Source organism: Bifidobacterium sp. LH_419 (assembly GCF_056356955.1).
This window is the reverse complement of the sequence record NZ_JBKEVG010000005.1, coordinates 57193-69996: the sequence shown is the minus strand read 5'-3', so window position 1 is coordinate 69996 and position 12804 is coordinate 57193. Positions and strand designations below refer to the sequence as shown.

Here is a 12804-nt window from a genome sequence, read left to right as displayed (position 1 = left end):
CAGCAGCAGCCATCGTGGCCGCCGCCGCGATGGTCCTCTCCACCATCGCCATAGCCCCCGCCAACGCCGCGGATACAAATTCGTGCCCGGCATATGACCAAAAGTCTTTTTAACACTTGCATCACAAATGGCAATTCAGAAATATTTATAACTGATTCAAATGTCATTAAGTTTAACGAGACAAGTGAGCATACTCTATTAAGCGCTGGTGTAACAAGCTATGACGGATATGCGGAACCGGCATCGTACAAACTGGGGCATGATGGAGTTTCGACGTCGTTAACGATTACGGCTGCTGATACTGCTATTTTGCGTAATGTTGTTTTTTCGATTCCTGATGGCACTTCTTTGACCTTGGCTGGAAAAGTCGTTCTTGACGATGTCAATCTTGCTGGAATCAACCTCTTGAATGTGGCTGGTCTTACTGGTCTTCGTAATTACGCTGGTATCCCTAGTGCGATTACGGTTGATGGTGGAGATTTTGACTTGACCGGTAACTCTCATGTGGTATCTGGGGCTAGTGGAGCGAACACGAAGCAGTATGCAATTCGTGTCACGCAAGGCGGTTTTACCGTTAATCTGAATAGCTCGGGATATTATGAACGTACGGATAACTTGGGTCTTGATATTAAAATCAATTTAACTCGTACAGGCATTTGGCTTGTTGATGAATTGATCAACGCAGTCGATGAGGTTATTAAGGACCTTTTGACAACAGAGCGTAGTACCACTTATCCGACCATATGGGGTCGCGACGCCGCCGTCTACTCCGATTCCGGCGTTGCTTCGACCATCAATATCTCGAACGGCTCCTATTCCGCCAATGGGAGCAACAATGCTCTGGTCTTGGGCAAGGGTGCTACGGCGAATATCGTTGGTGGCAGCATCAGCGATGACAACAAGAACGGCAATGCCATTGCTTCGGAGTCCGGTTCCGCGGTGAACATCCTCGCTCAGGAGCAGGGAAGCTTGCAGATTGGTGAAGGCAGCAGCAAGGAGTACTACATCGGGCAGGCGCAGCAGAGTGGCAACACCTTCTCCGCGAATGTGAATCCGGCTGCCACTGCCACGTCTTCCGCGGATGAGAGTGAATACAACTTGTGGCTCGGCGATGCTTCTCAGAGTGATAATCTGCTGGAGCAGCTTGGCAATCTCGTCAACGATTCCAAGCGCACCAAGCTGGACACCACCTACACGAACAATGGCGAGACGATGACCGCGCTCGCTTCGGCCGCCACCACCAAGGCCATCTACGGCCGGAAGGTCCTCACCTCCGGTACGAGCGCGGCTCCGTTCACGGCTGCAAACGGCACCACCACCGGTACCGTCACCCTGTATGGCAGGCCGTGGGTCGGTACTCGACAGCTTGATAGCACCGCGCCGACCGTGACCGGCAAGCTGTTCGCCGGCTGGTACACCAGCCAGTCCGCGTTTAAGACGGAAGATAAAGTCCAGAATTCTGTGGACGGTACGAACCACCACGTGTGGGATCCCACGGCCGCTGGTTTTGAGGGCGTGGTGCCTGGCACCGGCATCGTCGTGAGTAGAACCGCCTATTCGGGTTCCCTGTATTCGCACTTCGTCGGGGATGGTACAATCACCACCCACGCGCAGTTCTCCAAGCCTGTTGACGGCAAGCGTGATGTCCGTCTGATTTCCGGTCTCGACAGTTACAATTACGGATCCTTCCTCTTCATCATCAAGTCGGGCAAGAAGAGCATCGTGCTTGATACGAAGAAGAAGGTCTACAACTACGTGAAGGGAACGGACGCGGCAGGTGAGGATGTCTCGTACACGACTGCTGGTAATCCTAAGTATGGAAGCGATAGCGGTTATACGAAACTCAATCAGGGTGACGCAAGGTATCTCACCACCGCTGTCATTACAGGTGTTCCGGCCGGTACCACGTTTACTGTGATTCCGCAGTGGCGTACGCTTGACGGTACTGCCGTCAGAGGCGCCGCCCAAACGGTGACCGTGCCCACTGCCACTGCCGAATGATTGATGAGGAAAGAAGAAGATCATGAAGGAATATGAGAAGCCTGAACTGGAAGCCATTCTGGTGTCCGGCACCGATATCGTCTGCGACTCCAACATGACTGGTTGCGAAAGCCCGGATGATCCCGAGTGCAGCACTGATAACGGTGGCGGCGACATCGACTTCGGTGACCTCTCCGGTGCCAGCACCCTCAACTGAGGCGGTAGGAGTTCGGTAGTATGCCTCAGCATGACGGACACGGCGCTTCTGCGTCGTCCTCTGCCTTCCCGCGCAAGCGGGTCATCGCGATCGTCGCGGCCATCGTCATCATCGTCGTGGTCGCGGCGATCGCCGCGTTCGCCGTCTCCTCCGGGAACAAGACGAACGGCAACACCGGTACCTCCGGTACGAGCACCAGCGTCAACAAGGAGTCCACGTCGAAGTCGAAATCCGGCTCCGGCAACTCCGACAGCGGCGAACCCACGTTGGACTTCTCCGAACTGGAGAACTCCGACGGGTCCGATTCGCAGGATTCCAGCGGGGATTCGTCCGGTGACGGCTCGTCCTCGCAGGGGATGACGCCGGCCGAGCATCCGGATTCGGATTCGGATAATTATGGGCCGATTTATGAGCTGAGTGGGAATTAAGAGGCGGCTGACGTAGCGGTTTGAAAATGTTGCGTTCCAGCTAGCTTGTCTTGGGTTTCTCTCCCTCAGTCGGCTTCGCCGACAGCTCCCTCATCAGAGGGAGCCGAATTTGGCGAAGGCTCGTATCTGCATGAATGTGCGGATACGAGCCTTTTTGTTTTAGAATGCGGGGGTGAGTGAATTTTGTATGCGGGTGGCTGGGGTGACGGTGGCGGTGCGGTCGATGCATGATCGGATTCGCCGTCAGGCCGCCGACTATCTCATCGAATCGCACGGATTCGAACGCGACGCCGCGTCGGCCGACCTCGCCATCGTCACCACGCAATCGGACATCGACCATGAGCGCACCGTCGGCGACCCCGGCGACTGGCGCGACGACTATCTCGAAACCCTCGCCGTATTCCGCAGGATCGCCGAATACGCGCCCCTGCACGACCGGCTCGTCTTCCATGGCGCGACCATCGCGATGGACGGACGCGCCTACATCTTCACCGCGCCCAGCGGCACCGGCAAAAGCACGCACATCAGCCTGTGGCGACGCGTGTTCGGCGACCGCGTGCAGATCGTCAACGGCGACAAACCGATTCTGCGCATCGAACGCGGCGGCGACGCCGGCACCGCGACGCCGCGCGTCATCGCGTACGGCACGCCGTGGGCGGGCAAGGAAGGCTGGCAGCGCAACGTGGGCGCGCCTCTCGCCGGCGTCTGCGTCGTGACGCGCGCCACCGGCGGTGGCCCCGTCAACGAGGCGGACCGCGGCGCGGCGGCGATTCCCGCCGACGCCGCGCCGGTCCGTTTCCTCGACGACGACGGCGTGGCGAACACGTGCGTCCGTCTCGATGCCGCCGCCTCGTTGCCGTACGTCGCGCGACAGACCTACATGCCCGCCGACTCGGCGGCCGCGCTCGGCACGCTCGGTCTGCTCGACGCGCTGCTCGCCGCCGTGCCCGTCTACCGCCTCTCCTGCACGATCAGCGAGGCCGCCGTCCGCGCCAGCTCGACCGCCCTCCTCGGCGGCGAGTGACGATTGGCGCGCGGCGTAGCCGACGGACGACACGGATTTGCGAACGATGTCAGCCTGTGGACGATTCGGGTGCATGGCTGTTCCCTTGTTAACGGGTGGGTGTTAGACTCCCCGGTAGAGGAAGAACGATGGACGCCCGTGCAGTGTAGGACATGCACCATGATTCCCACGATGAATCGGCAGAATGACTGACCGAGAACGAAGGTGAAAGATGACAGTGAAGAACATGAAGAAGGGAATCGGCGCGGTAGCTGGCCTCGCCATGGTAGCGGCCCTGTTTGCCGCCGCCCCGGCCGCCTACGCCGCGGATGGTGACAATACTGCTGCTGATGGTTACGTGGCCGAGGTTATTCGTAAGGATACCGGCAATAAAATCGAAAACGGCGATTTCACCACGTTGCAGGATGCTGTTTCCGCGGCATGGGGTGGGAATTCCACCGTCAGGCTGCTGAAGAACGTTGAAGTGAACCAGGTCTACCTGAACAACAAGGCCATCGATCTGGATCTCAACGGATACAGCATCACCGCGCCCGCGGAGACCCCGGCGCTCGCCGTCGGCGGCGCGAATGGCGCCCTGACCATTAAGGACACGTCCGCCAAGAAGACAGGCACCGTTACCGGTGGCCCGGCGGTTCAGGTGAACGATACCGCGAAGCTGACCATCGAAAGCGGCAACTTCGACGGTCTGACGACGTGGAAGAGCGCCACCAAGGCCGATGAGAGCGTCGCCTACGCCATCAAGGTCGACGATGCCACCGAAGGCAACAGCGATGTCCAGGTGACCATCAACGGCGGTACCTTCGGCATCGGCGACAGCGCCAAGGATGCGAGCTCCAAGCGTCTGCTCGACCAGAACGATGCGGATACCGCCAAGGGCATCGTCCGCTACTCCGTTTCCGGCGGTACGTTCGACGGCACCGGCTGGGCCAACACGGCGTACGCCAACCCGGCGAATGGCGACAAGTGGGGCACGAAGTCCTACGTGAAGGACGGCTACCAGTCCGTCAACGCCGTGGATACCAACAACGGCAAGTCGGCCGTCAATGCCGCCAAGTTCGTGGTCGTCCCGCAGTCGTCCGACTTCTTCGCGTTCAACGGCGCCTCTCTGCGCAACTCGAACAACGGCAACGCCGCGACCACCGAACTTCGCTTCCGTTACCGCCTGACCAAGGTCGACGGCTTCAGCGACTATGCGTGGGGCTGGGACTACGGTACCGGCGCGACCTATGACGCTTCGAAGCGTCTCCCGCTGACCCTTGCCGGCAGCAAGTACATCGAGTCCGATGACGGTTCGTACGCCACCAGCCTGCTGCTGCCCTCCATCCCGGCGAAGAACTACAATGACCAGGTGGTCTCCCGGTTCTATGTCCAGTTCAAGACCGCGGACGGCACCACCGCCCGCGTGGAGGACGGTGTCCAGTACCGTTCGGTCAACATGGTAATCAACGCCATCCTCTCCGACCAGAACGCGTCCCGGACGGACAAGGCCTACGCTCAGGCCCTTCAGGATGCGTACAAGGAAGCCACCAACGCGACTAAGTGAGGCATGATTATGGAAAAGATGCAATACGAGAAGCCGTGGCTGCGCGCCACGATGTTCACCGGCCTTGACGTCATCACCACGAGCGACAACAAGGGCTGCAACCCGTTCGACCCGACCAACTGCACGACGACGCCGACCGATCCGTCGACGGCCGTCGACCCGTCCGTCACGCCCACCGCGTGACGACTGACGTCCGATGAGGCGGGGAGCATGAGCATGGCTCGTGCTCCCCGCCTTTCGCATGTCCCGTGCTAATCGCCATCAATCATCAAGGAGAGCAACGATGACGCAACCCGAATCCGGAACACATGATTCCGGGAAATCCCACGAGAAGGCGGAGCACGCCGCGCACGGCTCCCGCAAACGTGTGATCGTGCTGGCGATCGTCGCCGTCTGCGCCGTCGCCATTGCGGGAGGACTGTTCGCCTTCGCGACCTCGCACGCCGGTCGCCCCGGCGACGTGACCACCGTCTCGAACGGCACGAGCCAGCAGTCCGGCACCGACTCCACGTCGAAGTCCAAGAACACCACCACTACCGATGGCTCCGGCAACACCAGCGGCACCAACGGTGGCGCCGGTTCCAGCAGCACTGGTTCCGGCAACGGCAGCTCCACCACGGGCGGCAACGGCTCCACCGCCGACCCGGACGCGGGGGAGGACAACTCCGCCGACACGTCCCAGCTGTTCGGCGACAACGGCACCAGCGGAAGCGGCACGAACAACGGCACCTCCGGCTCGTCCGGCACCACCGACGGCGGAGACGGCGGATGGACCGGCGACTACTGATCCCGCACATGGCCCGTCACAAGGCGAACCCCGCCGGCACCCCCACGTGGCGCATCTACCGCTGGTTGCTCGGCGTCTACGGCCGCTCATCGCTCCTCGTCGCCGCGCTATGCGTGCTCCAGGCCGCGATGGCGGCCATCGCCGTCGGATATGCGCTGATGATGCGCGGCGCGATCGATGCGGCCGTCGCCCATGACGAATCCGCGTTCATCCGCGAGGCGCTGACGTTCGGCGTCGCCATCATCATCCAGATCACGCTGCGCGCCGCCAACGTCATGGTCGCCGAACGCGCCCGCGCCACGATGGACAACCGCATGCGCGCGCATGTGTTCGCCGGCATCCTCGACGCACCGCTCGCCCGCACGCAGCAATACCATTCCGGCGAGCTCATGAACCGTCTCACCTCCGACGTGACCGTCGTCTCCGGCGCGGTGACGTCGCTCGTGCCCAACGCGGTGTCGATGACGATCCGCATCGTCGGCGTCGTCGCCGTGATGATCGTGCTCGCGCCGCTGCTCACCGCGCTGTTCCTCGTCGCCGGATGCGTGATGGCGTCCGCGTCCTTCCTGCTGCGCGGCCTGCTCAAGCGCCTCCACAAGCGCGTGCAGGAGGCGGGCGGCCGCGTCCGCTCGTACATGCAGGAGGCGCTCGAATCCCTGCTCGTGATCCGTGCGTTCGGCGTCGGCGGCAAAGTGGAAACGCTCGCCGGGCGGCGCATGGACGCGCACCGGCGTGCGCGCATGCGCCGCGTCACCGTCACCGCCGTGGCGAGCACCGGCCTGTCATCCGCGATGAACCTCGGCTATCTCATCGGATTCGTCTGGTGCGGTTTCGGCATCCTGCATGGCACGCTGAGCTACGGCACGATGATGGCCGTCATCCAGCTTATCGGACAGATCCAATCGCCGTTCGCGATGATGGGCGGCATGTTCCCGCAGCACGCGGCGATGCTCGCCAGCGCGGAACGGCTCATCGAAGTCGGCGATGACGCGGCGCGCGACGCGACCGGCCTCGCGACGCGCGACGCGCACGGTGCGCACGCACCGGCGCCGCGCGAGGCCGGCGACGCGCGCGCACTGTACGCGCGCGCACGCGGCCTCAGCTTCGACCACGTCGACTTCACGTACGGGCGCAACCAGGTGCTCCGCGACTTCTCCTGTCTTATCCGCAAAGGTGACTTCGTGGCGTTCACCGGACGTTCCGGCATCGGCAAAAGCACGGTGATGAAGCTCCTGCTCGGTGCCTACGCGCCGCAGCAGGGCGCGATCGGCGTGCGCGACGATACGGGAGCGCTCGTCGCGCCCGGCGACGTGCCGCACGGCTTCTTCGCGTACGTGCCGCAAGGCAACAACCTGATGTCCGGAACGATCCGCGAGGTCGTCGCGTTCGCCGACCGCGACCCCGACCCGGCGCACATCGACGACGACCGCGTGTACGAGGCGTGCCGGATCGCCGACGCCGCGGGATTCGTCGAGAACCTGCCGGACGGCTACGAGACCCTGCTCGGCGAGCATGGCACTGGACTGTCCGAAGGGCAGATGCAGCGCATCGCCGTCGCACGTGCGCTCTACAGCGGCGCGCCCGTGCTGCTCCTCGACGAATCCACGTCCGCGTTGGATATCGCCACCGAGCACGCGATGCTCGAACGCATCCGCGCGCTGCGCGACCGCACCGTGCTCATCGTCACGCACAGGGCCGAGGTGCTGGACTACTGCGACGCTGTGGTGGAACTCGGAGCGGGAGACGGCGGGGACATCGCCGGAAAATGAACGTCCAGCGAACGTTCCGCGAACACTCGGCACCGGCGTTTCCCGGGCCCGCCCGTATTACGGGATGTGTGGAATCTGGGTAGATGGTGCTGGTAAGCTGAGCGTCAGTGGCATCTCCTGACGGAGTCGTGCCGGGAGAGAACAAGGAAAACGAGGTTCGGACAGTGGTGTTGTCAGGTCAAACAGGTGTGGGAACCAGTGCCGCCCCAGCGGCCGGAGGCCCGGTACAGCTCGCCGATACCCGCCAGCTGCAGCTGACGCGCGTCCTGTACTGGCGCTTCTTCGTCAACTTGGCATTGGCGCTCGTCGACGCGGCCGTGTTCCTCGTCGTCGCCACCACCGTGATCATGCTGTGGCAGCCGACTGATGGGTTCGTCTCCGACCGCTTCGGCTTCGACGTCAACCTGACCGTGTACCTCATCATCGCGGCGATCGTCTACGTCAGCTGCCTCAACACGATGGGCGTCTACCACCGCCACGTGATGGGCGACGGCTACCAGCTCAACTCGTTGCTGTTCCTCGGCACCATCCAGGCATGGGTCATTCTGTGCGCGATCAACTACGTGCTCGACGTGGATGTGTGGTTCAGCACCACGCTCGTGCTGCTCCTGCCCGTGTGGGTGTTCGCGATGATCGAACGCTACATCGCGCGACTGTTCATCACGCGCAGTAGGCAGAAGGGCGGCTATGCGTACGGCACCGTGATCGTCGGCTCGCCGCACGGCATCGGCCGCATGCTCCGGTTCCTCGCCAAGAGGGAACAGCTCAACTACCGGCCCGTCGCCGTGTGCCCGATCCTCCTCGACAAGGAGACCGGCACCATCCTCCCCGACCACGACCACGAGGCGATCGACCGCGAGGTGTTCGCCAACTGGGGCTCCCGCCTGCCCGTGCTCGAATACGACGACCACTCGCTCGCCGAGCGCATGGTCGGCATGAACGCGCAGACCGTGATGGTGACCGACGTGCTGCGCCGATTCTCCGACAACTTCAACATCTTCTCCGTGCGCATGGAATCGCTCGGCCTCGAGACCGCGCTCGTCGCCTCCGCCGCCGACACCACCAACCACGAGATCCAGGTGCGCTCCATCCAAGGCACGACGATCATCACGCAACGCCTCGCCCAGTACGGCCCGGCCACCACGATCGTCAAGCGCGCGTTCGACCTGATCGTCTCGACGCTCGCGATTCTGTGCTCGCTCATCATCACGTTGCCCGTCGCGATCGCCATCAAGGTGACCGACGGCGGCCCCGTGTTCTACTCGCAGGAGCGCATCGGCTTGCGCGGCAAGCCGTTCCGCATGCTCAAGTTCCGTTCCATGGTGGTCAACGCCGACGAGCTCAAGGCGAAGCTCGCCGAGGAAAGCGGCCAGGAGGACCGCTTCATCTTCAAGATGAAGGACGATCCGCGCATCACCAAGGTGGGCCATTTCATCCGCCGCTTCTCCATTGACGAGCTGCCGCAGTTCCTCAACGTGTTCAGGGGCGACATGTCCGTCGTGGGCCCGCGCCCGCCGCTGCCTGAGGAGTACGAGCGCTACAACAAGCTGTACGCGACGCGCATGCTCGTCAAGCCCGGCATCACCGGCCCGTGGCAGGTGTCCGGCCGTTCCGACCTGACCGCCGAGGAGAGCGAGGCGCTCGACGTGGCGTACGTGCAGAACTGGTCGATTCTGGGCGACATCGTGCTCATGTTCCGCACGGTAGGCGCCGTGCTCAGCCACAAGGGCGCGTACTGAGTTTCCGACGCACACGGTGCGTGCATGTGGGGTCGGCCCCCTCTGCCGAGGGGGCTGTCCGCGAAGCGGACTGGGGGAGAGTCTCGTTGGCCCGTCGCGACCCGTACGACAATGTGGACGGAGCCCCGGTTTGTGCCTACCGGAACAGAGGGATTGACCCGAGAAGGAAATCCTCCAACGGTGTCTCGTATGAACCGACGACAATGGTGTGAGTGCCGGGATATCGGCTACAGAATGCGTCAAGGCCATCGAGCTTACGGATACGGCCGCTTTTCACTTCGATGGCGGTGCGGCTTGCTCCGCTGGTGATGACGAAATCGACCTCACGGTTGCTGGTGTCGCGCCACCAGTTGACCTCGAAACCTTCCCGTGCGGCACGTCTCAGCAGGTATGCGCCAATGGCGCTTTCGACGAGGTGCCCCCGTCTAGTGTGATCCGACAGCAACAGACTGCGATTCGGCCCATAGGATGCAGTCATCAATGAGGTGTCGTGCACGGCCAAACGCGGTGACGATGCTCGCTTTCGGATGGCCTGGTCGCTGTATTTCTGAATACCGCTGAGTAGCCCTGCGTCGGACAGGACATCAAGGTAGTGGGCGATGGTGGTGGTGTTGCCGGCATCGTCGAGTTGACCCATGATTTTGCGATAGGAAATCTCCTGCGCGGAATACGCCGCCCCCAATGAGAACAATGACTTCATCAGTGCGGGCTTGGTGATGCGTTCGAGGCCTATCACGTCATTGAGGATGCTGGGGTTGATAATCGAATCGGTCATGTACGACAGCCATCGTTCCTGGTCGTCGCGCAACGGCAGGGTTTGCGCTCCCGCATGGCGAGCAATCTGACCTCGTCCCATTCCCTGCGCAGCCATTCTCTGGGCATGGTCAGTTCCTGAGATACGCGGGAGAAGCGATATGGCAGATCGTTTTTTTTTCAAAGCTTGGCGTACTGCGGTGGTTTTCCCGGTTTGCCGGGGTCCGACTACCACCTGTATGAATCGTCTCGGTTCGTTCATCCGACTGACGAGGCTGTTGAGTATTTTTGCTCAATGACTGAGCAAAAATACTCAACAGCCATGCAATCCTGTGATTCTCGGCCCGCCTGCCATGAATCACAGTGTCGTTGGTGCTCATGGATTCACCGTATGAGGCCGCGCATCCCCGTCGCAACCCGTACCGGCAATGTGGACAGAGCCCTCGGGAACCTTCGCCAATCGCACCGGTATGAGCCGTGACGTAGAGTGATGGCATGCTTATCAGATTCGCGGTTTCGAATTTCCGGTCCATAGACGAGCGCATGGAGCTGTCCATGGTTTCGGCCGACGAGAACGCCGAATCCCCGCTGTATCAGAAGTCTTTGGGTGTGGGACTTCTGCCGGAGGCGGCCATATACGGTGCCAACGCCTCGGGCAAGTCGAATGTGCTGCTTTCGCTCCAGTGGCTGAAGTATGCCGTAATGACCTCATTGCAATTCTGGGATGACAGCATCCCCCTTGACCCATTCGCCTTTTCCAGCGACGACGGTCATCCCAGTGCTTTTGAATTGGAGATGCTGGTAGATGGTGTTCACTATGAATACTATCTGGAGGCGAATCGTGAGCGCATTCACTATGAGTCCGTGTATGCGACACGTGAGGGGAATCGGATCTGCCTGTTCGAGAGGGAAGAGGATATCCTACGATTCGATGACAGCGTCCAGCGGAAGACCGCGATTGAAGAGTTGCTGACGCCGAGGACGCTGGTGATGTCCATCGCGCGGCGATACGATGAAGTCTCTCTCTCCGGCCTGCTGGGGGCCATTCAGTCCATGCAGTTCCTTGGAGAATCCTCCGCACGATATGCCACCATGTCCATGCTGATTACAGATGCAAACACGCGTGACCTGTTCGATGACAGCCTGATTGTGCAGCCCTCGTTGTTCGACTTCGATTCTCCCGAGTTCGACACGAACGGTACGGAGCAGCGCGAGCGTGCTTTGGCATGGTTGCGCATGGCGGATTTGGGTATTCGCGATGTGCGGGTCGTCGAGGATACTACGGTTTCGAGACGCAAACGCAAAAAAGTGGAACTGCTGCATGCTTCTCCCCACGGTGACTCCCCGTTGGATTTCAGACAGGAGTCCGAAGGTACGAGAGCATGGTTCAGATTGATCGGTCCGGCCATTGCAGCGCTGGATGCTGGAGCGCCCCTAGTGTTCGATGAGTTGGATGCGAGTCTGCATCCGGTGTTGGCGGCGCAGCTGCTGCGTTTCTTCCAAGATGAGGATATGAATCCTCATGGCGCCCAGTTGGTGTTCACGTCCCACGATACGAGTCTTATGCAGTATCTGAAAAGTGATGAGATTTGGCTGACGGAAAAGCATGATGGTGCCACGACGCTATACCCGTTGACATCCTTCGACAGTCAGAGGGTGAAGGATTCCATTGACTTGGAATCCGGTTACAGGCATGGTCGTTTTGGAGGAATCCCGGAACTCGATTTGGCTGATTTCCTGCGTAGCAAGGGGGTGATCGCCTGATGGGGCGTCATGACCAGCCAAAGAGCCTGAAGCGCAGTAGAGGGAACCGAAAGGAGAAGACCGTAATCGCGTTATTCACTGAAGGCGAGGTGACCGAGGTCGAATACCTCAATGCGGTCAGGAGACTCCCCGCCATCCGTGAGCGTTTCCGACTGGACATCGAAGACCTCCATGGGGCTCCGAGCAAACTGATGAAGGCGGCCATCCGCATGAAGCGCGCCGATAAGGAAGTGGATCAATGCTGGTGCGTGTTCGACGTGGAATGGCCGAAGAGCAATCCGAAGGCGCATCATCCCAAGTTGGAGGCTGTCCTGAAGGAGGCCGATGACTGGCCGGGCATCGAATGCGCGGTATCGAACCCTACCTTCGAGCTATGGCTGATTCTGCATCGTAAGCTTGAACGACGGGCATTGCTCAATGAGGAAGCCGAAGATGAGCGGCACCGGCTCGACGGCAGCAAAGGCAAAAGCCTTGACGGCGTGGCAGGGAAGACTCATTATGACGGTGATTGGTATGTCGAGCATGCGGAGACGGCATGCCGGCACGCCTTGAAGCTGGACCAACAGCATGAGGGTGTCAACCGTTTTCCTGAGAACAATCCCTCTTCGTCCATGGTGCATCTGATGCGCGCACTCGGTTTGGGCCACTGAAGACAGTGCAAGGCAACGGCGAAGCCGGGGACCGTTGGCTGGCGGGTGTGGTGGAGGAGCGGATGTGACGGGGGCGGGCATGACGGGGAGCGGGTAGCCCCCTTGCGATATAGTCGGAAACGGTTTGTGATGTCGCGTGCCCGTTTGGGC

The 12804-nt window shown here is 61.0% G+C and carries 13 protein-coding genes; 11 read left to right on the top strand and 2 right to left on the bottom strand.

The window, feature by feature from the left end; all coding sequences use genetic code 11:
• Positions 1–93: 93 nt before the first annotated feature.
• From AC1AYX_RS05070 to AC1AYX_RS05030, 9 genes are all read left to right on the top strand, one after another.
• Entirely contained in the window at positions 94–2001 is a 1908-nt protein-coding gene (locus AC1AYX_RS05070; RefSeq protein ID WP_476502484.1) for a hypothetical protein, read from the top strand.
• Between the two features lie 22 nt (positions 2002–2023).
• Entirely contained in the window at positions 2024–2197 is a 174-nt protein-coding gene (locus tag AC1AYX_RS05065) for a hypothetical protein (protein WP_476502483.1), read from the top strand.
• Positions 2198–2217: 20 nt separating this feature from the next.
• On the top strand, positions 2218–2625 hold the full coding sequence (locus AC1AYX_RS05060; RefSeq protein WP_476502482.1) for a hypothetical protein: 408 nt from the start codon (positions 2218–2220) through the stop codon (positions 2623–2625).
• Between the two features lie 223 nt (positions 2626–2848).
• Entirely contained in the window at positions 2849–3649 is an 801-nt protein-coding gene (locus tag AC1AYX_RS05055) for a hypothetical protein (protein ID WP_476502481.1), read from the top strand.
• A gap of 211 nt (positions 3650–3860) precedes the next feature.
• A complete protein-coding gene (locus AC1AYX_RS05050) occupies positions 3861–5192 on the top strand; it encodes a hypothetical protein (protein ID WP_476502480.1) in 1332 nt (443 codons plus the stop codon).
• 9 nt (positions 5193–5201) lie between these two features.
• Positions 5202–5375 (top strand): hypothetical protein, encoded by a 174-nt coding sequence (locus AC1AYX_RS05045; RefSeq protein ID WP_476502479.1) that lies wholly within the window; start codon positions 5202–5204, stop codon positions 5373–5375.
• A gap of 100 nt (positions 5376–5475) precedes the next feature.
• Positions 5476–5979 (top strand): hypothetical protein, encoded by a 504-nt coding sequence (locus AC1AYX_RS05040; RefSeq protein WP_476502478.1) that lies wholly within the window; start codon positions 5476–5478, stop codon positions 5977–5979.
• A gap of 8 nt (positions 5980–5987) precedes the next feature.
• Complete coding sequence (locus AC1AYX_RS05035) at positions 5988–7748, top strand: ABC transporter ATP-binding protein (RefSeq protein WP_476502477.1); 1761 nt, start codon at positions 5988–5990, stop codon at positions 7746–7748.
• Positions 7749–7936: 188 nt separating this feature from the next.
• On the top strand, positions 7937–9487 hold the full coding sequence (locus AC1AYX_RS05030) for a sugar transferase (RefSeq protein WP_476502476.1): 1551 nt from the start codon (positions 7937–7939) through the stop codon (positions 9485–9487).
• A 136-nt stretch (positions 9488–9623) separates the two neighbouring features.
• Here the strand turns inward: AC1AYX_RS05030 and AC1AYX_RS05025 are convergent, their stop codons facing one another.
• Both AC1AYX_RS05025 and AC1AYX_RS05020 read right to left on the bottom strand, forming a co-directional pair.
• Entirely contained in the window at positions 9624–10262 is a 639-nt protein-coding gene (locus tag AC1AYX_RS05025; protein WP_476502475.1) for an ATP-binding protein, read from the bottom strand.
• A gap of 109 nt (positions 10263–10371) precedes the next feature.
• On the bottom strand, positions 10372–10620 hold the full coding sequence (locus AC1AYX_RS05020; RefSeq protein WP_476502474.1) for a hypothetical protein: 249 nt from the start codon (positions 10618–10620) through the stop codon (positions 10372–10374).
• Positions 10621–10795: 175 nt separating this feature from the next.
• Between AC1AYX_RS05020 and AC1AYX_RS05015 the strand changes: the two genes are divergently transcribed.
• Positions 10796–12004 (top strand): AAA family ATPase, encoded by a 1209-nt coding sequence (locus tag AC1AYX_RS05015; RefSeq protein WP_476502473.1) that lies wholly within the window; start codon positions 10796–10798, stop codon positions 12002–12004.
• The gene (locus AC1AYX_RS05010) at positions 12004–12654 is read left to right on the top strand and encodes an RloB family protein (protein WP_476502472.1); all 651 of its coding nucleotides are present in this window, start codon (positions 12004–12006) and stop codon (positions 12652–12654) included. The genes AC1AYX_RS05015 and AC1AYX_RS05010 overlap by 1 nt, the downstream gene beginning before the upstream one ends.
• Positions 12655–12804 lie beyond the last annotated feature (150 nt).

Bases quoted from the DNA above. Each gene is read 5' to 3' on its own strand.
- AC1AYX_RS05035 (WP_476502477.1), top strand. From the start codon at position 5,988: ATGGCCCGTCACAAGGCGAACCCCGCCGGCACCCCCACGTGGCGCATC.
- AC1AYX_RS05065 (WP_476502483.1), top strand. From the start codon at position 2,024: ATGAAGGAATATGAGAAGCCTGAACTGGAAGCCATTCTGGTGTCCGGC.
- AC1AYX_RS05045 (WP_476502479.1), top strand. From the start codon at position 5,202: ATGGAAAAGATGCAATACGAGAAGCCGTGGCTGCGCGCCACGATGTTC.
- AC1AYX_RS05070 (WP_476502484.1), top strand. From the start codon at position 94: ATGACCAAAAGTCTTTTTAACACTTGCATCACAAATGGCAATTCAGAA.
- AC1AYX_RS05020 (WP_476502474.1), bottom strand. From the start codon at position 10,620: ATGAGCACCAACGACACTGTGATTCATGGCAGGCGGGCCGAGAATCAC.
- AC1AYX_RS05025 (WP_476502475.1), bottom strand. From the start codon at position 10,262: ATGACCGATTCGATTATCAACCCCAGCATCCTCAATGACGTGATAGGC.
- AC1AYX_RS05060 (WP_476502482.1), top strand. From the start codon at position 2,218: ATGCCTCAGCATGACGGACACGGCGCTTCTGCGTCGTCCTCTGCCTTC.
- AC1AYX_RS05055 (WP_476502481.1), top strand. From the start codon at position 2,849: ATGCATGATCGGATTCGCCGTCAGGCCGCCGACTATCTCATCGAATCG.
- AC1AYX_RS05015 (WP_476502473.1), top strand. From the start codon at position 10,796: ATGGTTTCGGCCGACGAGAACGCCGAATCCCCGCTGTATCAGAAGTCT.
- AC1AYX_RS05040 (WP_476502478.1), top strand. From the start codon at position 5,476: ATGACGCAACCCGAATCCGGAACACATGATTCCGGGAAATCCCACGAG.
- AC1AYX_RS05010 (WP_476502472.1), top strand. From the start codon at position 12,004: ATGGGGCGTCATGACCAGCCAAAGAGCCTGAAGCGCAGTAGAGGGAAC.
- AC1AYX_RS05050 (WP_476502480.1), top strand. From the start codon at position 3,861: ATGACAGTGAAGAACATGAAGAAGGGAATCGGCGCGGTAGCTGGCCTC.